This is a genomic window from Winogradskyella sp. A2, assembly GCF_046762865.1.
In the GTDB taxonomy this organism is placed as follows: domain Bacteria; phylum Bacteroidota; class Bacteroidia; order Flavobacteriales; family Flavobacteriaceae; genus Winogradskyella.
This window is the reverse complement of the sequence record NZ_JBKQXM010000005.1, coordinates 42223-66542: the sequence shown is the minus strand read 5'-3', so window position 1 is coordinate 66542 and position 24320 is coordinate 42223. Positions and strand designations below refer to the sequence as shown.

The window sequence follows — 24320 nt, the reverse complement described above, 5'->3', positions numbered from 1 at the left end:
AATGCAAAAAAAATCGATGAAATGCACAATTAAATTATAACTATTTGAAAATCATATAATTATAATCTGTAAAAATCAAGGATTTTATTTGTCTAATATCATAAAGTGTTAAGAATGTAATGATTAGCTAAGTGAAAAAACTTAGGATTTTGATTTTTTCACTAGATTTTGTGCCAAATACCATCTGAATCAAGATAGAAACTACCAATATGATTAAAGTTGCATTCTTCGGGAGAAATAATAGAGAGGAAAGTAGTTTCGTTTGTTCTTTTATATAAATGATAATTTTCGCCGATTACAGGCTCAAAATTAAAAGATGCACTATAAACCAGATTATTAAATTCGTACTGCTCCATCATCTGATTGTAAGCAGATTTTAGCTCATTATACTTGGCTTGTATATGTCTGTTAACCTTATTAATGTTCCTGTTTTTCCAGGCAATAGAATCTGTAGAAGTAATAACAGGTGCCACCAAATCTGTTGCGTAAGGTTTTAGGTGTGCTTCATAACGCTGAGTTTCTGTATTATAAACAACTTGATCTGGTTTTTTCTCCTTTTTCATAATACTTACAAAGTATATTTATGGTGCAAAGTTAAGTAATACACTTTCATTTTATATAGGCTTTAATAATATATTATGAGCTTGGTGTTGCGATAATTTAGCATTTAATCGTCTAGTTTTTTACAATAATCCTAGATAAATTAGGGCTATTATTTTTTATAGAATAAATTGAGACATTATCGAAAAATCTTTATACAATTATTTATTTCATAAGAATTTAGTTACATTGGAACGCTTTAAATTATTAGCTATTAAAGATTTATGCTTAAAAATAGATATAACCTACTTGTCTTGGCATTCACTTTTTTGTTTGGATGTATTGGTGCATTTAACCTAGCAACCAGCATTTTAACTGAAAGTAATTTTAATGAGTATTGGACTTCTACAATATTTGAACTTCCACCTAATGCAACAATTTCTGGTACCGCTACCGTATGTTTAAATGAGACTCCCTTACCTCAAATAACCTTCACTGGATCTGGAGGAGATACACCGTACACTTTTGTATATACAATAAATGGAGGAGCAAATCAATCCGTTTCTACAACGGGTAACAATAATTCTGTTTCGGTAGATGTAAATACTAACGTAGCTGGTGATTTTGTATATGAGTTGATTTCAGTTACTGACGATAATAATGATACTGAGGTAGTTTCAGGAACAGCGACTATAACAGTTGCAGAACCACCAACGGTTAGTTTTACCTTTAATGATGGTGGATGTTCAGCAGACCCTGTAATGTTTACATCAAACGTAACAGGTAATGGACCATTCACTTACGATTGGGCTTTTGGTGATGGTATTAACTCAACAGACGAAAACCCTGAACATATATATGATGCTTTTGGTTGTGGTTTTTCAAACTACACTGCAGAAGTAACCGTTACTGACGCCAATGGTTGCAGTACTAGTTTTTCTTCAGTTATTAATGTAGAGCAAAGGCCAGATTTAAGTTTTGAAGACTTAGATGCGATTTTTACCGATCCATTTGATAACTGTGGTAATAACACGGTGGACCCTTCTTATACTGTTAATGTAGGAAACACGTCTACCTCAACAGCCTGTATAACAGGCTATGATATTGATTGGGGAGATGGCACTTCAGAAACAAATATTACATTCCCAATTTCACATACTTATGCCGAACTAGGATCCTTTAATATGGTCATTACAGGTTATGGAGATACAGGATGTAATGCTACTGAGACCATCCTCGTAAAGAATTCTAGTAATCCGGTAGGGGCGATTATAAGTCCAGGTAACACGGTCAATTTATGTTTACCTATCAACGAACTTGATTTTGCAATAGGGTCTTGGGGAACTAATCCACCTGACACCACTTATTTTATTAATTATGGTGACGGAACCACAGCTCAATATACGCAGGCAGAACTTATTGCGGCAACTGCCAATTATGATCCTAATAACCCATCTTTAGCTGATCCTTTTCCGATACCTCATGAGTATACCGAATCTAATTGTCCGGTTCCTTTTTATACAATTACCTTGGTTATTGCCACCTCTTGTGGACAAACTGTACTAACAGCAGGACCTATTATTATATTAGATCAGCCAGCAGTTGATTTTGAATTTGAAACGCCTGGCTGTGTCAATACAGAAATACAATTTACTAATACAACAACTGGTGGTTTCGGACCAAACTGTACCACAATAGCGAATCACTCATGGGATTTTGGTGATGGTACAACCTCTAATTTAGAAAACCCTACGCACATATATACAGCTCCAGGAACATATACTGTAACACTAATTGAAGAGAATTTTTGTGGTATTGCAGATCCGGTTCAATATCAAATTTGTATCGAATCAGATTTGGTTGCTGATTTTGCATTAGATAATAATAATGGCTGTATACCTTTTGATGTTAATGCTACCAATACCACTGATTTATCTGATTCCTGCGGTGGAGAAACCTATCTATGGGAAGTGGCATATGCACCTGATTTTTGTGGCACATTTGCATCATGGAATTTTACCAATGGTACTACTGAGAATTCAGAAAATCCATCGTTCCAATTCAACAGTGCTGGTACCTACCAATTGACTATGACGGTTACTAACACTTGTGGCGATTATACAACAACGCAAATTGTTGAAGTGAAGGAACCACCAGCATCAACCTTAAATACCATACCTGATTTTTGTGGTTCAGCATCTATTAATCCTGTTGCCAATGTACAGGTGTGTGCACCTGCAACTGAGACTATTACTTACAGCTGGACTTTTCCTGGTGGTACACCGGCAACTTCAGATCAATTAGATCCCGGTACAATTACATATGCTTCAGTTGGTGATTATACAGTTACTTTTGAAATTACTACGAGTTGTGGCACATCCATAGTTTCAGAAACATTCTCTGTTAATGATATCCCTTCCATAACAAATACAGATTTATCTCAAACCATTTGCTCTGGGACACAGTCTAATGAAATTAGTATTACTTCAGATTTCCCAGGTACAACTTATACTTGGACTTCAAATAATCCTGTCGGTTTAACAGGCTATATACCAAATGGAAATACGGATACCATACCTGCTCAAACACTTGTAAATACTACAAGTTCTGACATTACATTGATTTATACCGTTACACCTGAATTAAACGGTTGTATTGGTTCGCCTATAAATTTTGAAATAATTGTAGAGCCAGCACCGCTAATTTTAACGCAACCTATATCAGATGAAGTGTGTTTAAATGGTACAACCAATGATTTAACGGTGACCTTTCAAGGTACAGGTACAGCAGTTTATCAATGGTATGAGAATACGGTAGATGACAATACAACAGGTACACCAATAGCAGGAGCAACAACTGTAAATTATGCACCACCAACGGATACAGTGGGTACAACATATTATTATGTAGTCATTACATTCTCTACAGGTGGTTGTAATGAAATTACCTCAAACACGGCTTCTATTGAAGTTGCAGATGCCGCACAATTTGTAGCACAACCATTACCAACACAATCTATTTGTAATGGAGGTACAGTGAATGCCCTCTCTATTAACTTAACAGGTGGAATTGGTACTGTAAACTACCAATGGTATTTAAACACAATAAATAATAATACAGGTGGTACTTTAATTCCAGGAGCTACAGCTTCATCATACACACCTCCAGTTTTTAATACAACAGGAAGCTATTATTACTATGTAGAAATTAGTTATACTGCTAATGGTTGCCCAGGACTTTTAAGTGATGTTGCTGAGGTTATTGTTGTAGATGATCCAGTTATCTCATCTCAGCCGATTACCACCCAAAGTATTTGTGAAAATACAACCTCTCAAGATGTTGAGGTTCAAATAAGTGGTGGTTTAGGAAACATTTCTTATCAGTGGTATGTTAACACCATAAATAGTAATGTAGGAGGCACATTGATTACAGGTGCAACTAACGCAAATTATACACCACCAACCAATACAGTTGGCACATTATATTATTATTGTGAAGTGACACAAGATGTGTCGGGTTGTGAGGTGATCAGTGATACAAGTGAAGTAGAGGTTAACCCAGGAGCTCAATTTACAGCGCAACCAATTTCAGATGAATTGTGTATAGGTGAATCCACGGCATCACTTGTGGTATCATTTTCAAATGGTACAGGTACACCAACCTATCAGTGGTATGAAAATACAATTGACGATACAACTTCAGGAACACCAATTACTGGTGTAACAACAAACACTTATGATCCGCCTGTTAACACAGTAGGAACCACCTATTATTATGCTGTTTTAACTTTCAGTTCTGGTGGATGTTCTGAAATAATTTCTCAAACGGCTGAAATTATAGTGAATCAAACACCAAGTGTTTCTGATGGTACAGCATTAATATGTAGTGGCAATGCATTTAATTACATCCCAGATACAACATCTGGTGATATTGTTCCGGCAAATACCACCTACACGTGGACAACACCAGTGGTAACACCTGTTGGTTCTGTAACAGGAGCAACAGATCAATCTACAGCTTCAACAACAATAAGTCAGATATTAGTAAACACCACAACGAGTCCTTCAACAGTTACTTATACCATTACGCCAACTTCAGGAGATTGTGTTGGTGCCGATTTTGAAGTAGTTGTTACCGTTAACCCTTCAATTTCAGTAGCCTCAGCAGTAATTAATAATATTTGTTATCAATCTAATAATTCATCTATTGAAATAGATATAACAGGTGGTGTACCATTCACAACAGGTAATCCGTATACTATAAATTGGACTGGGCCAAATGGGTTTATAAGTACAGATGAAGATATTTTTAACCTCGAAGCAGGTACTTACACATTAGATATAATTGATGATGGCGGTTGTCCGTATTCTGAAACCTTTACAGTGACAGAACCAGATGAGCTTACGTTTAGTTTTGTTGATTTTGATCCTGAAACCATTTCGTGTTTTGGAGCTAATGATGGAGAAATAAATGTTGATGTTGCTGGTGGTACAATGCCATATACTTATACTTGGACATTGGATGGCACACCATTTTCAACTGATGAAGACCTTTCAAATTTGGGTCCAGGCACTTATAATATTACAGTGACAGATGCCAATAATTGTGGACCAATAGAACTAACCTTTGTAATAATTGAACCAACAGAACTACAAGCCACTTTAATAACACAGACTAATATTATTTGTTTTGGTGAAGATACTGGAGCTATTGAGGTTAATGTTGTAGGAGGAAGACCAGGTTATACCTATTCTTGGACTGGACCAAATGGTTACACAAGTACAGATCTAAATATAGATTCCTTATTTGCAGGTTTTTACAACCTTACTGTTACTGATACATCCAACTGTACGGATACCTTATCGGTTGAGGTACTACAGAATGATCAAATTGATATTGATGTTACCACGACTGAAATAGAATGTTATGGTGATAATGATGCGTCAATTACTATAAATGATATCACTGGTGGAATTCCGCCATATACTATTGAATGGAGCAATTTCGGAACAGGAAATAGTCAAACTAATCTGTCTGCTGGAATCTATATTATTACGATTACCGATTCTGAAGATTGTGAGCGTGCTTTTGAAATAGAAATAGAGGAAGCACCAATTTTCTTAATTGATCCTTTAGTGACACAAATGTCTTGTGCTGGTGAAAATGATGCAAGTATTGTATTGAATTTTCAAGGTGGTATTGATCCAGTAACAGTTGTTTGGGATGATGATCCTAGTGCTGGCGTAGAGCGTAATAATTTAGCTCCTGGTAATTATTCGGTAACAATAACGGATGGTACACCTTGTGTTATCCAGGAAAGTTTTACCATATTTAATATTCTGCCTTTACAATTATCAGCAATTATTACTGATGCCTTAGATTGTGACGATACCAATAGTGGTGCTATAAACCTATTGATTGAAGGTGGTACACCACCATTCACTATTGCATGGTCTAATGGTGCATCTACAGAAGATTTAGACAATATACCACCAAACACTTACGTGGTTACAGTTACGGATGCTAACGGATGTGATATAGAAGGAAGCTGGGATGTCAATCGTTTTGAGCCATTAACACTGGATGTAGACACACAAACCGACGTAGATTGTGATACCAAAACTGTAGAACAGACTTTTGTAGCTATGGCAAGTGGAGGCATACCTCCATTTCAATACACGTGGTCTAGTGGAACGGTAAGTGGACTCAATAATGAACTAATGACTACAGACGAGGAAGGTCTAGTAATGTTAGAAGTTACCGATAGTCAAGGTTGTACTACTAATTTTAGTTTTAACGTTGAAATACCAGAATTAGGTGATCCTGATTTTGATGTCTCTTCGTTTGGATTCTTAAATTTTGGTGTTTATTCTATTCAAGATCCAATTGAATTTACCAATACAGCTACGGGAGACTATGTGAGTATTTTATGGGATTTTGGCGATGGAAGTTTTTCAGCTGAAGAAAATCCGGTGCATACGTATTTTGAAGTCGGAAGCTATATTGTTACACAAACCGTGACCTATCCATTTGGCTGTGTATACGAACGTGTCATTACACTCGTTGTAGAAGAAGGTTATAAACTAATTATGCCGAATGCCTTTACACCCAACGAAGATGGTCTAAATGATTATTTCGGTCCTGTATTTAGAGGGTTAAATACCTTAGAGCTCAATATTTTTGATACTTGGGGCAGTTTAATCTATTCAGAATCTGGTGATGATATAAGAGGATGGGACGGTACTATAAAAGACGAAATTGTCGAAAACGGAAATTATTATTACACATTCACTGCCAAGACATTCTATGGTGACGAAATCAAAAAACAAGGTGCCTTTGTATTTATCAAGTAAAACAAGAATGAAGTTAAGACATATAGCCTGCATTGTACTTGTTTTTTGCGTTTGGTCAGCAACTGCACAAGATCCAATATTCACGCAGTCCAATTACATACAAGAAACCCTAAATCCTGGATTTTCCGGTTTTGAAGATAACGATCGTATTAGTGCTGGCGTACTTAGCAGAACGCAATGGCCAAATCTGAATCTTAGGATTAACACACAGTATGCTTATGCTAACAAGTCCTATGACTATGGTCCAAGCTTAGGTTTCGGTATTGGTATTAGTGCCCTTTGGCAACACGAATCGTTTAATAATTACAATTTCTACCAGCTTAATGCCAATTATGCACATCGTGTGAATTTAAACGGTGGTTGGTTTTTTAGACCTGCCATAGAAGTAGGATTAGGCTTTAAGGATATTAGATTTAGAAACCTCACTTTGGCAGACCAGATTAATATTGATACAGGTGTTATTAATCCGGTTTCTGTAGACCCATTGAGCAATAATGTAGAGAATGTTTTTTTTGCTGATATTTCCAGTGGATTTGTATTTGAAAAAGCAGAATTAAACGGAAGAACCTATTGGTTTGGTTTTTCGGCAAAACACCTCAATACACCTAATATCTCATTTGTTGATGGTGAAAAATTACCCTTGGATATTTTCTTTTCCATTCATGGAAACTATAGATTTCCCTTCTTGAATGATTATAGCATTATGATGACGGCCAATTATATGCAACAAGGGCAGTACAATCGATTGGATATAGGTTCCTTGTTTCAGGTGAATGAATTCTTAATAGGTGTGACTGCGGCCACAAATCCTGCTAAGAATGATGACAATAGTCACCTATTAACCTCCGTAAATGCGTTTTTTGGATTGGAGTATAATGAATTTCGATTTGGATTGTCTTATGATATGAATACAACCAATATAGGAAGAACAGATGGAGTCTATGAGATATCGGTAACCTATCTGTCAAGATGTAGACGCTGTAATACGGATCGCAGTAGAAAGCGATAATAGGTTTGCGGCAAAAGTCTCGTCATGAAAAACTTTCACCGCAATGACCTATAACGTCTAAACTCAATTAAAACTTATTGCTAAGTATTTAAATTATATAAACAGTAGGTGCGTACCTTCTTGATCCGCACGACTATAGAAATCGCCAATAGTTATTATTCCGTCTAGTTCTTCTATAAAATCATCTTCCTCAAGATGGAACATGTCTACGGCCAGTTTACAACCCCAAAGTTTACAACCAGAATCCGATAGAATTTCTAAGAACTCACCAACAGGTGGCATATCTAGTTTTTCCATCTCTTTTTTCATCATCTTAGTTGCTAGTGCCTCAACACCTGGTAAACCACCAAGCATCGTTGGGATGTGCATTGCAGGATTACCTACTGTAGCGACGTGTAGATTTTCTAATTTTTTCTTCTGTATGGCTTCTAAACCAAAGAATGTAAAGAATATTTCAGATTCAATACCTTCCATACGTGCACCATTCGCCATTACAAATGCCGCGTAAACATTCTCTATTGTTGCTTTGGATAATATGAAAAGCATTTTTTTAACTTTTGTACCCATAATAATGTGTTTTTAAAATTATAATTAAGCCTTAAATACAGCTCTTTGGTTTAGGAATACCAGCTATTTTAGTCGATATTTTTAATGGTCCACCAGGAAATAAGCCATAGAATTCTTTAATGTTTATCACACCACTTTTTTTAATACCTCGTATTGATAAAGGTTCTTCTTTATGGTGTTTATCTTGCAGATATTCCACAACTTCCCAGTGTTTTTCAGTCATAACCACGTTACATTCGCCAGCAATACACTCACAAATTTCACGGTCCCACTGTTTAAAGTCAACGAGATAGCCTTCTTCGTTAACATCTATTTCTCTATTGGCAATTAATTTTTTCATGATATTTAGAATTTAATAGTTGTATTAATAATTAAACAGTTGCGGTTTCAATTTTTTTCCCTTTTGTAGACATGTTTGCCGATACAAACGGAATTGGTACACCTTTTAAAAGCATATTCCAGTACACCCATCTAAAGGCTAGTTTGCCCATATGGTTCATGCGGTTTTCCTTCAACAATTGCATTGGTCCTATACCAGCAATTGGGAAAGTTCCTTCTACAGGCTCTTGCTCATAGTTAAAGTCAATCAATAAGGCCTTGCCATTACCAGTTTCAACAAAACAGTTTGCATGGCCGTCAAATGAAGCATCAAGAGGTTCTCCTTTTATATACTTCAATATGTTTTCCTCAAGTATTTCAGCTTCAAAATGCGCTACAGAACCCGCTTTAGAAGTCGGTAGGTTAGTGGCATCACCAATAACAAATACGTTTTCATAGGCCTTAGACTGTAAGCTGTTTTTGTCTGTAGGGATAAAATTAAGGTCGTCACCAATGCCAGAGCGTTCTATAAGTTCGTCACCCATATTAGTAGGTACGGTAACCAAAAGATCGTAGTCTACTTCAGTATCCGCATAATCAATAATCTTTTTGTTTTCGTAATCTACGCGTTCAATATTAAAGCTAGTAACTTCAGATATTTGTTTTTCCTCTAACAAGTGATGTAAGGCTTTAGTCGCTTTTGGTTTGGTAAATGCTCCATCTAAAGGTGTTACATAAGTAATATCTACCTTATCGCGCATACCTTTGTTTTTAAAATAAGAATCTGCTAAAAATGCAAATTCTAAAGGCGCTACAGGACATTTAATTGGCATCTCTGTAATATGCACTACGAGTTTACCACCTTCCCATTCGCGTAACTTATCTCTAAGGGCTTTGGCACCTTCATAGGTATAGAAATCAAAAATACTCTTGCGCCATTCTGGGCCGTCCATACCTTCTATTTCATCAGGTGCTATTGTAGATCCTGTGGCAACAATAAGAATATCGTAATTAAGAGTTTCATCATTTTCTAAGGTGACTTTATTATCTTCTGGTGAGATCAGTTCAATTTTTTTCTGAATGTAGTTTACACCCTTAGGAATAAATTTTTTACCGACCTTTTTTACCTGATCTTCTGTATAGATATCAAAAGGCAGAAATAAGAAACCTGGTTGGTAATAATGGGTTTTATATTGATCTACTATGGTAATTTGCCATTCCTTATTAGAAAGCTTTTTTACCAAGTGATTCGCCATCATCGTACCGGCTGTTCCTGCACCTAAGATCACTAAATTTTTCATTGAGTTTAGTTTTGCGGTCATGTAAAAAGACATGGCCTGTTATTCTAGGTGTAAAGTTAGGGTGATACCTCATCTCCAAGCATGACATTTGTCATGTCTTATTGTAACAAATGTTACATAAGGCCATAGTCTCAAAACACCTTATTTTATAGGTGTTTCGGGCGGTTCAAAAATTTCTGATTTTTTGAATTTCCATCTATGATATTTGTCATATTTCTGTAAATAATTGCCACATACTTTTGTGTGTAGCTAGGTATTAACCAACATTCAATAAAGCGATTAATAAACCTAGTCCTTAAACTAATTTTATTCGCAGGATGTTTTAAAATTTCTTATCATGAAAACAACATTTATGAAACTAATGGTATTACTATTTTCGCTTGGCTTATATGCCCAAACTGGTCATATTATGCAAGGCGTCGGATCTATAAACATGTCAATGGGTGGCGCCTCTACGGCACAACCACTTGATATTTCTGGTGCTATGCACTGGAATCCAGCAGCGATTTCAGTTTTTGATGATAAGATCTTAAAGTTTGATTTAGGCTTTTTCTTCTCATCACCAGAATTAAGTTCTAGCTTACCAACAGGTATGTTGTATCCTGCTGGTACGTTTGGTCCTGGCACACCAGCATCTCCTGCAACTTTTGGTACTACTGAAGATGACAGAGGTATGTCTTATATGCCAGCAATTGGTATGGTATGGGGTAAAGAAAACAGCAAGCACACCTTTGGTGTATCAGCCTTTGGTATTAGTGGTTTTGGGGTAACGTTTCCACAAGAGACAAATTTGCCAATGGATATGAGTGGTAACCCAAATATGAACTGGGATCCAAACAACTCCAATGCCATCAACTGGCCACAAGCGCTTAATGGTTTTGGACATATTGAGTCCGATTATATGTTATTGCAAGTGAGTGGTACTTATGCTTATGAGCTAACAGATAAAATATCTATAGGTATACAACCTAACTTTAACTATGCGGCATTAGAGTTAAACCCTAATCCATTAGCATCGCCAGATTTCCCACCTTCAATGGGTGGCACAGGTAAGGGCTATCCAAAAGCGGATAGTACACCTGCCTTTGGTTTTGGTGCGCAGGTTGGTGTATTCTATGATTCAGGTCATGGTTTAAAACTAGGTGCTTCCTATAAAACTAATCAGACGTTTGGTGAATTTGAATTTGATAACGAATACCTTGATGGTACAGATGCACCAGATGTTAATTTCCAAATGGATTACCCTGCCATAGTATCGCTTGGTTTAGGTTATTCCTTCACTAATTTTGATTTTGCTTTAGATTTTAGACGTGTACTTTATGAAAACACGGAAGGTTTTGAAGCTAGTGGCTGGGAAATAGGCAGTAATGGTTTCCCAACGGGATCAGTAAAAGGTTTTGGATGGCAAGATATCTCTATTATTTCTACAGGATTACAATATAAAGGTATCAATAGATTACCATTACGTTTAGGTTATACCTATAGTACAAACCCTATTGATGAAGAATTAGCATTTTTCTCAACACCAGCAACTGCAATTATAAAGCATGCGTATCAATTTGGTTTAAGTTATGAGATTAATGATAACTGGAGACTAGATGCGGTTTACCACTATGGTGATAGCGATGGTGCTACAGAAGGCCAATTATTAAGCCCAATGAACATTTCACCAAATAATCCATTAGGTAAGATTCCAGGTACCTCAGTATCTTATGAGATGACAACCTCAATGGCTATGTTTGGCGTAAATTACACATTTAAGAAAGCGACAAAGGACTAACATATCGGTGAAAATTATCGGTTTTTTAATGATTATTTCCTTAAATCCAGCACTTCGGTGCTGGATTTTACTTTTTGTTAGAACAGGAATGCCATAAAGATTAGCAACCACGATTTGAGAAGTAATGAGTTCAGAATTTTATCATGATTCAACCCAACGATTTTCAGAAATAATGAGCTTAAAAGCTTATCATAACCTAGAATAAGGATTGAAGAATAGAGTAATTTAGGATTTAGAAATATAAAATTAGTGGCGAATGGTACGCAGTAATTTCCTAAAAATCGTTTTGATTTTTTGCTTCGTTTTGTATCAAGACAAAATGAAGGTAATATTAAGACAAAATGAAGAAAGCTGTAAGGCAAAAAAAATAGAATAAAAGTTTCACAAAGATGGGCAACAACGATTTTTTGCTTTTGCAACGCAATATACCTCCATTTAAAACAGTGTTTTAAATGAAAGTAGTGGACCAAGCCAAAATGAACATATAAAATTTGATTACTTTTAAGTAATTAAAAAAACTATGTCCAAAAAAAACACCATAGCAGATGCTATTCGCCAATTAATTGAAGCCATATTCAAAGCTTTGGGAAAAGATATTGGCCCAAAACGCACTTGGCACCAGCATGTCGTTCCTTATGAAGACGGTTGGGCTGTAAGACGCGAAGGCAATAAACGCATTACATCTAAACATAGAAAGCAGAGTACAGCCATACGCAAGGCCAAAACCTTAGCAAAGCGCAAAAAAGCAGATGTTATTATTCACCGCGAAAGTGGTGGTATACGAGATCGGATTAGCTATGATGACTAATCGGTTTCTATTTGTGAGATTAGTTTATAACTAAATCAATATTTAAAAATTTATGAAACAGCGAATACTACTATTACTTTTGCTAAGCCTATTGGTAAATTGCCAAGAGGGTTGGAAATCCATACCCATAGACAGTGTTAAGATTGATACCCTTCAAGGGCAATCCCTAGTAATGAAGCCATTGGTAAGTCCGCAATTAGTAGCTAAAGACTCTGCTAAAGTTTCTAAATACCTAAAGGCATTAGATACGTATAACAGTAATCCTATGAACCCGGATTTTATTATTTGGCTGGGCAGACGTATGGCCTATTTAGGAGACTACCAAAAAGCCATAGGTGTTTTTACAGAAGGGATAGAAAAGTTCCCTGACGATGCGCGCATGTATCGTCATCGTGGCCATAGATATATTACGACGCGACAACTAGATTTAGCGATAAAAGATTTGGAAACGGCAAGTGGGCTTATAAATGGACAACCCGATCGCGTTGAACCTGATGGTATGCCTAATGCACTTAATATACCAGTCTCATCGTTGCATACCAATATTTATTACCATTTAGGTCTTGCCTATTACTTAAAGGCAGACTGGGCCAATGCCCTAACCAATTTTGAGAACTGTTTGCAAGCCTCTACCAATGATGATATGCGTGTGGCAGCATTACATTGGTTGTATATGATATTGCAACGTTTAGACCGTGCTGATGAGGCTGATGAATTGCTGAAACCCATCCCATTTGAGATGAACATTATTGAAAACAAGGCCTACCATATGCTGTTGTTGTATTATAAAGGTGACTTGTTGGATAATGATTTGGATGCTAATACCTCAGGAGGATCAAAAGAAGCCGTGAACTATGGCATAGCTCATTGGCACCAGTATAATGATCAGATGGAAACAGCAATGGCCATGTACAACTATCTAATGGCCAATGGTAATTGGGCAGGATTTGGTTATATAGCAGCCGAGGCCGAGTTATCAAGATTATAGCAACATAATTTGGAATTTGAAAATACACACAATACCCTATGAAAGTAATTAATACCATCCTATTTATTTTAATGCTGGGTCCTATGGTCAAAGCACAAACACAATATTATAACAGGCCTGATGGTTTAGATATCAGCTTTGTAAGCATGGGCAAATTGAATTTAGACCAAAACTTTTCTAATGACACACAGGCACGTTATGCTAATGACAAGCAAATAGTCTCACTTGTAGCACAGCGATTTGTTAGCACTTACATGTATGAAGAAATTGCCAAAAAGACCACGTTGTTAAAAGATAATGCTATTTACAGTAAGCTCAATGATATTTCAGAGGTTTTAAAATTAGCAAAGAAAACTGGTGAGGGTCATTCATATGAGGTAAGTTATGTGCAAGGCAATTATGAAACCTATCGTTGTTTTTTCGCCATGATCTGTGATGAACAACAACATACTATTTATGAGATCGGAGTTGTTTGTTTAGATAAGGATGTAGAGGCTGGTAAAGCAATTATAGAAAGCCTACGTCTATGGGATCCTAAATAAAGGTATCCCAAATGTTACAGGCTATTTTAAATAAATTCTAAGATTGTATAAATTACTCACAGTCTGTTGGTGAGGTACCAATACGCCACCATTGCCACACACTATCTGGAAATATGACGTTAACAACATTGCTATCACAAGAAAACTCCAGGTCAAATAGCATATCACCATCAATGGTTAATACATTAGGTTCAATTGAAAAGGCATCAGGATTGGGTATGGCCTCGCTTGTTTCAAGAGCACTCCAATAAGCATCATCACAATTAGTGGTTTCATAGCTTACGCAATAATAGGTGTAACGCAAACCGTCTTTAAATTCATACATGGTATTTGGTGGTAATTCACTGCCACCAGCATTGGCCAAACACAAAAAAGCAGATGTTATTATCCACAGAGCAAGTGGTGGGATACGCGATAGAATTACTTACAGGAAAGATTAATGTTTAACATACACACAAAGCGACCACTACCAGCCGCCACCTCCGCCACCGCCGCCACCGCCGCCAGAGAAGCCTCCACCACCAGAACCGCTACCACTACTAGATGGTGGTGTTGCAGATTTGCTAATAGAATTAGATAATGAAGAATTTAAGCTATGATTAAAGCTAGAGAAGTTGGTTACACGACCAGCATACCATGTAGGTTGATAACTTTGATCAACCATAGCCGTATTAATGAGGTTTTGAAATTTTGCTCCCCAAACATCTTCAGCGCCCAATACAATAGCATAAGGTAAGAGCTTTTCAAAAATTTCTGGTGTTAAGTCTGGTGGATTAAAATGTGCAATTTGCTTGTCTTCCGCGGCACTCATATATAGTTTAAAGCCATCAATCGTTGATTTTAACTTCAACTTTTCTATACTAGGTTTGCGTATGAGGTATTGATAAATCAAAAAGAAGATAATATTCAACGCCAAAAACACAGCGAATATCACACCATCATTATCACCTTCAAAATATTCCGAAACAAGAATCACAAAGGCCACAACATAAGCCACAATAGTAAAAAATGGAAGTAACCAAAATTTGTAATTAAAGCCTTCATAAATAAAACTATGATGCTGGTTTTTTAGTGATTTTCTATAGGCTGTAACAGCACTTTTTACATCAGAATCATATTTACCCTCTAATTTAAGTTGATCAGTATCAGCAAATAGTTTTGAGAATAACACCTTTTCTTCAGCTTTAAGATTGCCAGTATCCTCCTTTAACTTATGGATGATAAACGTTTGACTTTTAAACAAACCAAACACATAGTCTTGCGTTTTTTCTTCAATTTTAAGGTAGCCTTTTACAGCTAAATTTATAATAGTGCCTGTTATTAAATCACCATGATAACGTCGTTTATCTAACATACCTACAGAAGCCGGTGACATGCTGTGTGGGATGTCCCACTGCGGAATTACAGTTGGTTTTTTTGGGTCTATACCAAATCGTAACCAGGTGTAGCCGTAATAAAACAAGAGCGCTAAACTGATAAAGGCGCTCAACAAAAGAGCTCCAAACTTTTGAAACCATGTTGGTGGAGGTGGAGGAGGAGGCTCAGTGACACTACCTTTGCTAAAGCCTAGAGCCACAGTTAAGTTTTCGCCAGCGTTTAAATGACCAGCATTAAAACGTATGCTATGACCTGATAGTGGTGTGGCGGTACAATCCGTACTTGTGCTACCATAGCGTCCGGTATAACAGGCATTTTGTATTATAGAAGCACTAGATGGTAGTGTAATATCGCAAGACACCTCACCAAACGATATAGCCCAATCAAAACCATTCACATTCCAATAGAGTTCATCATAGTCTTTAAAAAAGCGAATTTGTCTAGTCATGCGGTAGGTAATGGTATAGTCGTATTCGCCTTCTGTTAAAAACACATCCTTTTCGCCCACATATATGGTCGTGCTACCACTCCCGCTTTTAGTGTGGTATTTCGATGGTCTACCATCGCGTTCTACAGCTAGGATTCTAAAATTGTGTCGTATTGTATTTCCAGTACTATCGCGGCTTACGGTTGGAATGGTGCGTGTAATGCCGCGTTTAAAAATTGTACCGTTGGCATAAATCTTAATGGACTCTGTTACCGTAATACCACTTGAGGTATCAACGTCTATGGCAGAATGAAACGATAACACACGCTCAGTTTGTGCAAACAAAGCCAATGAGGTGCTAAAAAAGACTAAAAGACAAACGAGTTTTCGCAAGGCTTAAAATTTTACTTGTGGATTTTCGCGTTCGCCTGCCAATTCAATTTCAAAGAAGGCTGCTTTTTTAAAGTTGGTGAGTCCTGCAATAATATTAGACGGAAACGAATCTATAACAATATTATAATCGCGTGTGGTTCCATTGTAGTAGCGTCTGGCTTTTTCAATATCACCTTCTATAACCGATAATTGATTTTGCAGGTTTAAAAAATTCTCGTTGGCTTTTAGCTCTGGGTATTGTTCTGCAACCGCATATAAGTTAATTAAAGCCTTGTTTAGCTGATTTTCAGCCGCTTGTTGATCTTCCACAGTTGTTGCATTTTGCGCTTGGCTTCTGGCTTTCGTTACATTTTCAAAGGTTTCCTTTTCATGGCTGGCGTAGCCTTTTACAGTTTCTACCAGGTTGGGTATTAGGTTATAACGCTTTTTTAATTGCACGTCAATGCCACTCCAAGCCTCATCAACTAGAGTGCCTAATTTTACCAAGCGGTTATAAATGCCAATGCCATAAAATGCCGACAATACTAGAAAACCAAGAAATACATATAAAAAGATCATAGAAATAAATTTTTGTACCATTAAAGGTATTAAAAATTGCGAATATCTATTACAGTTGATTAGGTTATATTAAAGACTTTTAAAGCAGAAGCCAAATTATCCCTAATGCGAGATTTGGTCTTTTAATACCTCTCAAACCTACACTTCACCGATTATTAAGGTATGTAAGAAAATATTTATTGTAAATCCAGATATTTTTTATAATTTAAAGACAATTCACTAAGTACCTGTCCTTAAGGTACGGATTAACATAATTCGTTGTTGACGCACGAAACGTAAAAATTACCCAGTATTGGGTATGGACTACTATTGTGCTTGCTATTAATTTTAACTATTAACCAAAACCAACCGAATTATGAAAATGAAAATTTCTGTAATGTTTTTATTGGCATTACTCATGTCCTGCACATCGTTCAGGGAAACACATTACTTCAAGGATAAAATAAACGACGCTAAATCATCAAATCCAACTTCAATAGTTCCAAATTATTATAGGGTTTCAATTCGTGGATGGTCATTTATGTCAAGTTCTAGATATCTTTCAGGTTATTTCAACCAAGAGGCAGTTAATGAATATTTTAACGAAATACCACAAGTTGAAAAAGGAAGATTATTCACCAAGGAGAATTCAGTGGAGGATTCACCAAGTGATTCTACTGCGGTCAAAAAGAAAACCGAACCTCAAAATGAAGAACAGGAATCAAAGAATTTTGGTGGGCTCAAAGAAGATGGTTCAGAATTAGTTTTAATTCTGTCTTCTAATTCTGAAGCAATCGCAACTCAAATTAAGAATACTTCGGTAAATAATGATGTAATACAATCATTAGCATTAATGGCTAATAAAGACAAATTAGAAGCCAATGAAGAATTGGAAAATCAAATTGCAAGTAAGAAGAATGATATGGACTTGTTTGCACTCAAAATAGACAATTATATTACTTCTCTAAAAACAGATGATACTTCAAATGAGCGGAATAATAAAGAAATTATGCTTCAATTGCTTATAAGTGAGATAAGAACCTTAGGTGCTAGTAAAAGTATAACGTCATTTAATGACATAAAAAAATGGTACAATGAAAATAATTAACAATAGTCTCATTTTGGTTTTAACAGGTATTATTATGTCTTCTTGTACTGCAAGATTAAAGGTTGAAGTTAGTGCAGCGAACAGAGATGCAGTTGTTCAAAAGGTGGAGGATGACCTAAAAGAACAGATTCCAACAGTAATTCAAAATATAAGGTATGACTATGAAAAAGGAAAATTAATAAACCAAGATTACTTTGAGTTTTTGGATGATTATCTTACTGATGCTTCCTCTGAAAAGGAAGCCGTAAATGATATGTTTAATGAAATAGAAGGGAAGATAAAAATTACAGAAAATCTTTATGCAGAGAATGATAACCTCGGTGCATTAAATCAAGCAACTGAGTTACAAAATCAGTTACTTATTTTTTATGACAAAGTTGAGAACTTTTTGTCAAACAATTCTACTGATAAAGAAAAAGAAATAGAAAGGATGGAGTCAATTAATAATAAAGATGATTCTCAAAATAAAGAGCTGGAATCCTTAAAATCAAGTAAATTAAAGTATGATATTTTTAATGAAAAGGTAACCAAAACAAAAGAGTCTGTTAATTCTACAAAACAAGCATCTAACAGATTACGATTTCACCTGCTTGGAGATCCTTTGACATCATTTGTTACGGACGATACTAACAAAAACAAAATTTGGAAGAGTACTTTTAACCAAACTAAAGTATCAACATTTATGGGAGATACTGATATTGCTGTCCTTTTAAGGAAAAACCCAGAAGAGAACTCTAGTAAAAGTGGTGATTATAATAATAATTTCACTATCAAAGGGGTTAGATTAGATGCTGAGGATGTAATAGAGGCTAGTTTTAAAGCACTATCTCAAAGTATTAACCTATTTGCTTCTATTCAGCTTGCTGGAACTAATTTAACCTCCAATAACAATGATACTTCATTCGCTCAATTACCAACAGGTGTAAATAATGCACTAAAAAGTCTAAATGACAATAAAAACAAATTACAAGAAAAAGAGAGGTACTTAAATGAGATAAAAGCTATGCTCCTAGAGAAAATCATTTTGGAGGATGTGAATAATAAATCTGGAGACGATTTTAATGAATCGTTGAATGAAATATCTGAATATTGGGGAAAGCTTAAGACCGAATTAAACAAAGTAAAAACAAATTAATTATGAAGTATAGAATCATATATATTTTAGTGTTGATGGTGATACTTGCATTAATATATAATTGTAGAGAAACAAAAGAAAAAAATGAAGATGCAATTGAAAACGCAGCTGATGCAGCTACTGATGCAACTAAAGACGCAATAGACTCTGCAGAAGATGCTGTAAAAGAGGCAGTTGATGCGGCTAAAGATGCAGCAGAAGATGTTTTACCAAAATATGAATTAGGAGAGTGCGTTATGCACGATAATAAAAAGGCAGTGGTTATGAGTATAGATAAATCTCCATTAGTTGAAACGGGTGATTTTATTTATAAAATCGAATATCAAAATGGGTTAGAGAACGAAAAAGGAATACCTGAGAGTAATTTGTCGGACTGTATATAATAACTAAAGTCAATGCCACCCACAGACCTCCAACACTCCGATTATAGAATCCGTAAGCTTATAGGTACGCTTGGGTTGTTTTTGCCTATTGTGTTACCATTGGCGGCTTGGGACTTCTACGCCTCAATAAGTCATTACTATTACAGTACCTTGCCTTCACTTATTTTTATAATTATACTCTCAGCTTTTGGCTTATTTTTACTCTCGTATAAGGGCTATAAAATAGATAAGGCTACAGAAACCATAAGCGATGATTTTTTAACTAATATTGGTGGTTTGGCGGCACTTATTGTAGTATTCATACCAACGAGTTGTGTGGGCAGTGCTAATAGTATTATTGACGCTATGTGTAACGTATGTGAGCTTCCTCTTTTTGGACATAACAAAGATTGGGCAAATACAGTGCATTTGGTGAGTGCTGGTGTTTTTATACTCTGTATGGGTTGGATGTCCCGCTACAAATTTACTAGAGGCTCAGACGATGGCAACCATAAGTTGTATAAGTGGTGTGGTAATGCGGTATTTATCTCAGTAGCTTTAATACTCGTTTGTATTGCCATAGAGCATTTTATCACAGAAGCGTTTATTATCCATGACTACTACGTCTATATTTTTGAAACCACAGCAGTAATTCCCTTTGGGATTTCCTGGTTGGTAAAAGGTAAAGCTATTGATGATGTGAAGGCTATGGGTAGGCGTATGTTTGGTGGTGGTGAAACAAAGTAAAATTGTTAATTATTATGACAAATATCACTTTGAAGCCAAAATCTGTTTTATATATTTATAGTCCCTTAGAACTGGTTTTTATTAATCAATTAAAACTAATTTGCCACTACAAGATTGTATTGGCTATGCTAATATGCCATTATACCAAAATTCTGTACTAAATAAATATCTTAAAGGATTAGATAAAGACAAAGTAAACGAAGCCTACAACAAGTTTACCAACCATTTCCATAATACATCGATTCAAGAAAACATTCGAAACTCGAAAGAGGAACAATACCAAGGCGAATTTCTGATTGACCTTTTTGTGAATGTTTTGGGCTACACCAAGAACCCAACGCCTGACTTCAATCTTACTACCGAATTAAAGAACATAAAAGGCTCTAAAAAGACAGATGGAGCAATCCTAAAAGGCGAAAAAGCACTTGCAGTCATTGAACTGAAAGGCACCAACACAACAGACTTAAACAAAGTAGAAACCCAAGCATTTGGATATAAAAACAACCAACCAGGTTGTAATTATGTCATTACGTCAAACTTTGAGAAGTTGCGCTTTTACATTGACAACGCAGTTGACTTTGAGGAATTTAATCTGTTTCAACTCTCAAAAGAACGTTTCGACCTTCTTTGGCTTTGTCTATCGTCTGAATACCTTTTAAAGGACATACCGAAAAAGATTAAAGATGAATCCTTAACGCAAGAGGAAAACGTCACTAAAAAACTTTACAAAGATTACGCTTCATTTAGAAACGAAATTTTTGATGCTATACAAAAAGAAAATCCAGAATACGACAAACTAACGTTATTCAAGAAAACTCAGAAATTACTCGATCGTTTCCTATTTATCTTTTTTGCAGAAGATAGATTGTTGCTTCCACCAAACTCTATTCGTTCTATCGTAAACCAATGGACTGATTTACGAGATAAATATGACGAGTATTTTCCTTTATACGACCGATTTAAAAAGTATTTCGGTTATATGAACACAGGACACAAAGGACAACAACACGATATTTTCGCATACAATGGTGGACTTTTTGCACCAGACGAGATTTTAGATAACATCAAAATCAATGACGACTTACTTTATAAACACACAGTTAATTTAAGTAACTACGATTTTGAGAGTGAAGTAAGTGTAAACATCCTCGGACATATCTTTGAACATTCGTTAAACGACATTGACGAAATTCAAGCAGAAATTCAAGGAGTTACATCTGACCAAAGTAAAACCAAACGCAAGAAAGACGGTGTTTTTTACACACCAAAATATATTACGAAATACATTGTAGATAATACGGTTGGTAAACTTTGTGAGAAAAAGAAAACCGAACTTGACATACAAGAAGATGAGTATGAGAAAGAAAGAAAAGGACGCCAAAAAGCCACAATAAAGAAACTCAACCAAAAATTAGAAGATTACCGTAAATGGTTATTACAAATTACCATTTGCGACCCAGCTTGTGGTAGTGGTGCTTTTCTAAACCAAGCCTTGGAATTTCTAATCGCAGAACATCAATACATTGACGAATTACAAGCCAAACTTTTTGGAGATGCAATGGTATTGAGCGAAGTGGAAAATGCCATTTTAGAAAACAACATTTATGGTGTAGATATTAATGAAGAAAGTGTAGAAATTGCAAAACTCTCGCTGTGGTTAAGAACTGCACAAAAAGGCAGAAAATTGACTTCATTAAATAGTAATATTAAATGTGGTAATAGCTTGATTGACGACCTAAACGTTGCGGGAGATAGAGCTTTTAATTGGCAAAACGAATTTCCAGGTGTTTTTGCTAAAGGTGGTTTTGATGTAATTATTGGAAATCCACCTTATATAAGGGTTGAGTTTATCTCTAAGGAACATGTTCAATTTTACAAAACTAATTTCACTTCATCATCTGGTAAATTTGATTTATCGAGTATTTTTTATGAAAAATCTATAAGCCTACTTAACCAACATGGAATTTATTCAATTATAACCAGCTATCAATTCATTTACACCACCTCAGGCATAGGGCTAAGAAAATTTATTGCAAAAAACACAGAAACTGAAATAATAATGTTTTCCTCTGATTCACAGGTGTTTAAGGATGCCACAACTTATGCCGGAATATTTATTTCAGTAAAGTCAAGTAATCCTTCAATTTTAATAACAAATGCAAACAACGAATTTTCGCAGGTAAATACACTTAATTTTTTCAAACTTGAATTAGATAACTTTTGCTCTAAAAAAGTAATTGTCTCAGATACATCTTTACTCAGAAGAATTGAAGGGTTATCAGGTGTAAAGTATGGAAAGGAAATTGGTAATGCCAAAACTGGTGTAGTAACCAGTTCTGATGAAGTTTTTTACTTAACTAAGAAACAAGTTTTGGATTTGAAATTGGAAGAAGAATTAATATATCCAATTTTGGGGCCAAATGAACTACATAAATGGCACTTAGCAATACCTGAAACATATTGCTTATATCCTTATAAGGAAATAAAGGGAAAAACAACACTGCTTGATATTGACACTCTCAAATCCGAATATCCTAATGTTTTTAAATATTTAAATGATAAAAAAGCTATTCTAGTTAGTAGAAGTCAAGGAAGGCGAGATTACAGTAATTCTAGTAAATGGTATCAATTAAATAGGCCAAGAGAGAAGTGGATATATGATTCTATCAAAATAATTTATCCTGGAACTACGAATACAACAAAATTTGCATTTGATGATAAAAGGCAATTATTTCGAAATGCACGTGTTTATGCTTATTTATTAAATGAAGAAAATTTTGAATTATATCATACAATATTGCCCATTTTAAATAGTTCTTTTTGCAAATATTTAATTTCTCTAAAATGTCCACCAAAAGCAAATAATTATTATGAAATGTCTACAGGTTTTATGGAGAATTTTCCGTTTATAATCCCTGATAATAATTCCAACTTTATAAATAAGTCTAAGCATTGTATTGAAACAAAAAAATCTTTCTTAAATCAAATTGATAAATTCTTAACACTTATAATAGAAAAGTTTGGTGAACTTAATGTGACAAAAAAACTTCAGAATTGGCACGAATTGGATTTTGGAGAATTTTTGAAAGAGTTGGAAAAAACTAGAAAAAAGTCTGCTAAAGAAAATGAAACAGAATACAATAAACTTTCATTAAGCGATGAAGCTGAATGGATGCAGTATTTTAAGGAGCAAAAACAAAAAGCAGAGGGATTAAAAGCAGAAATTGATAAAACGGACAAAGAAATAGACCAAATGGTTTATGAGCTCTATGGGTTAACGGAAGAAGAAATCAAAATTGTTGAAAAAGCAACAAAATAATGAGTTGGCGAGATGGAGACATACCAGAAATTGAATTATTTACCGACGGAGGTGCAGAACCTAATCCTGGCAAAGGTGGATTTGGTGTTGTGTTAAGCTATAAAGGCAGAACAAAAGAATTTGTTGTAGGTTATGAGCTCACCACAAACAATAGGATGGAGTTAATGGCAGTGATATTTGGTTTAGAACGCATTAAGACCAAAGCGAAGGTTACCATTTTTTCAGATTCTAAATATGTGGTAGATGGTATCGAAAAAGGTTGGGCAGAAAATTGGGAGAGAAGCAACTGGATTCGTAAAAAAGGCAATTTGGTACTGAACAAGGATTTATGGGAAAGACTGCTCGATGTGCTAGATAAGCATGAAGTAACATTCCATTGGGTAAAAGGTCATGCAGGTCATATAGAAAATGAACGTTGCGATGTTTTAGCCAACGAAGGCATAAACTTAGAGGACAAATTAGAAGACGAAGGCTATTTAGATTATTTAGAGAATATTGAAAACTACAAAGAACAGAAAATAGAAAACGAAGGTGATCCTTGTAGAAAATGTAGTACACCTACTATAAATAAAAGCCCTAAAAAACGAAAATTAAAACCAAACCAATCTTATTATTATGAATATTACTTGTATTGTTCCAATTGTAAAGCAATTTATATGGTAGAGGACGCAAAGCGAGAATTACCAAATAATAAGTCATTGTTTTAGTC

General features: G+C 35.4%; 19 protein-coding genes. 12 read left to right on the top strand and 7 right to left on the bottom strand.

The genetic code is table 11. The annotated features are described in order from the left end of the window. Positions 1-161 precede the first annotated feature (161 nt). On the bottom strand, positions 162-563 hold the full coding sequence (locus tag ACFWV9_RS10945) for a DUF2452 domain-containing protein (RefSeq protein ID WP_411895257.1): 402 nt from the start codon (positions 561-563) through the stop codon (positions 162-164). A 291-nt stretch (positions 564-854) separates the two neighbouring features. On the opposite strand from ACFWV9_RS10945, the gene ACFWV9_RS10940 reads away from it, so the two are divergent. Both ACFWV9_RS10940 and ACFWV9_RS10935 read left to right on the top strand, forming a co-directional pair. Then, on the top strand, positions 855-6893 hold the full coding sequence (locus ACFWV9_RS10940) for a PKD domain-containing protein (RefSeq protein WP_411895256.1): 6039 nt from the start codon (positions 855-857) through the stop codon (positions 6891-6893). 7 nt (positions 6894-6900) lie between these two features. Then, positions 6901-7902, top strand: a complete 1002-nt coding sequence (locus ACFWV9_RS10935; protein WP_411895255.1) for a PorP/SprF family type IX secretion system membrane protein — start codon at positions 6901-6903, stop codon at positions 7900-7902. Positions 7903-7995: 93 nt separating this feature from the next. Here ACFWV9_RS10935 and ACFWV9_RS10930 read toward each other — a convergent pair whose 3' ends face one another. Genes ACFWV9_RS10930 through ACFWV9_RS10920 form a run of 3 tightly spaced genes read right to left on the bottom strand, consistent with a single transcriptional unit; the run spans position 7996 to position 10088 of the window. Beyond that, complete coding sequence (locus ACFWV9_RS10930) at positions 7996-8469, bottom strand: DsrE/DsrF/DrsH-like family protein (RefSeq protein WP_411895254.1); 474 nt, start codon at positions 8467-8469, stop codon at positions 7996-7998. 31 nt (positions 8470-8500) lie between these two features. Beyond that, on the bottom strand, positions 8501-8809 hold the full coding sequence (locus tag ACFWV9_RS10925) for a TusE/DsrC/DsvC family sulfur relay protein (protein WP_411895253.1): 309 nt from the start codon (positions 8807-8809) through the stop codon (positions 8501-8503). A 31-nt stretch (positions 8810-8840) separates the two neighbouring features. Continuing rightward, positions 8841-10088, bottom strand: coding sequence for an NAD(P)/FAD-dependent oxidoreductase (locus tag ACFWV9_RS10920; protein ID WP_411895252.1), 1248 nt, complete (start codon positions 10086-10088; stop codon positions 8841-8843). A 337-nt stretch (positions 10089-10425) separates the two neighbouring features. On the opposite strand from ACFWV9_RS10920, the gene ACFWV9_RS10915 reads away from it, so the two are divergent. From ACFWV9_RS10915 to ACFWV9_RS10900, 4 genes are all read left to right on the top strand, one after another. Further along, a complete protein-coding gene (locus ACFWV9_RS10915; protein WP_411895251.1) occupies positions 10426-11868 on the top strand; it encodes an OmpP1/FadL family transporter in 1443 nt (480 codons plus the stop codon). Positions 11869-12388: 520 nt separating this feature from the next. Beyond that, entirely contained in the window at positions 12389-12676 is a 288-nt protein-coding gene (locus ACFWV9_RS10910) for a DUF2188 domain-containing protein (RefSeq protein ID WP_411895250.1), read from the top strand. A gap of 52 nt (positions 12677-12728) precedes the next feature. Next, entirely contained in the window at positions 12729-13664 is a 936-nt protein-coding gene (locus ACFWV9_RS10905; protein WP_411895249.1) for a tetratricopeptide repeat protein, read from the top strand. Between the two features lie 38 nt (positions 13665-13702). Next, positions 13703-14206, top strand: coding sequence for a hypothetical protein (locus ACFWV9_RS10900; RefSeq protein ID WP_411895248.1), 504 nt, complete (start codon positions 13703-13705; stop codon positions 14204-14206). 52 nt (positions 14207-14258) lie between these two features. Here ACFWV9_RS10900 and ACFWV9_RS10895 read toward each other — a convergent pair whose 3' ends face one another. The 3 genes from ACFWV9_RS10895 to ACFWV9_RS10885 form a co-directional block, all read right to left on the bottom strand. Then, positions 14259-14531, bottom strand: a complete 273-nt coding sequence (locus ACFWV9_RS10895) for a hypothetical protein (RefSeq protein WP_411895247.1) — start codon at positions 14529-14531, stop codon at positions 14259-14261. A 141-nt stretch (positions 14532-14672) separates the two neighbouring features. Then, a complete protein-coding gene (locus tag ACFWV9_RS10890; protein WP_411895246.1) occupies positions 14673-16403 on the bottom strand; it encodes a DUF2207 domain-containing protein in 1731 nt (576 codons plus the stop codon). 3 nt (positions 16404-16406) lie between these two features. Beyond that, positions 16407-16961, bottom strand: a complete 555-nt coding sequence (locus ACFWV9_RS10885) for a LemA family protein (RefSeq protein WP_411895245.1) — start codon at positions 16959-16961, stop codon at positions 16407-16409. A 355-nt stretch (positions 16962-17316) separates the two neighbouring features. On the opposite strand from ACFWV9_RS10885, the gene ACFWV9_RS10880 reads away from it, so the two are divergent. From ACFWV9_RS10880 to rnhA, 6 genes are all read left to right on the top strand, one after another. After that, a complete protein-coding gene (locus tag ACFWV9_RS10880; protein ID WP_411895244.1) occupies positions 17317-18048 on the top strand; it encodes a hypothetical protein in 732 nt (243 codons plus the stop codon). Next, complete coding sequence (locus tag ACFWV9_RS10875) at positions 18035-19183, top strand: hypothetical protein (RefSeq protein ID WP_411895243.1); 1149 nt, start codon at positions 18035-18037, stop codon at positions 19181-19183. The genes ACFWV9_RS10880 and ACFWV9_RS10875 overlap by 14 nt, the downstream gene beginning before the upstream one ends. 2 nt (positions 19184-19185) lie before the next feature. Beyond that, a complete protein-coding gene (locus tag ACFWV9_RS10870) occupies positions 19186-19566 on the top strand; it encodes a hypothetical protein (RefSeq protein ID WP_411895242.1) in 381 nt (126 codons plus the stop codon). Between the two features lie 12 nt (positions 19567-19578). Beyond that, the gene (locus ACFWV9_RS10865; RefSeq protein ID WP_411895241.1) at positions 19579-20292 is read left to right on the top strand and encodes a hypothetical protein; all 714 of its coding nucleotides are present in this window, start codon (positions 19579-19581) and stop codon (positions 20290-20292) included. A 133-nt stretch (positions 20293-20425) separates the two neighbouring features. Then, positions 20426-23611 carry an Eco57I restriction-modification methylase domain-containing protein gene (locus ACFWV9_RS10860; protein WP_411895453.1) on the top strand — a complete coding sequence of 1062 codons (3186 nt, stop codon included), beginning with the start codon at positions 20426-20428 and terminating at the stop codon, positions 23609-23611. Beyond that, positions 23611-24318, top strand: coding sequence for a ribonuclease HI (gene rnhA, locus ACFWV9_RS10855; protein WP_411895240.1), 708 nt, complete (start codon positions 23611-23613; stop codon positions 24316-24318). The genes ACFWV9_RS10860 and rnhA overlap by 1 nt, the downstream gene beginning before the upstream one ends. Positions 24319-24320: the final 2 nt, after the last annotated feature.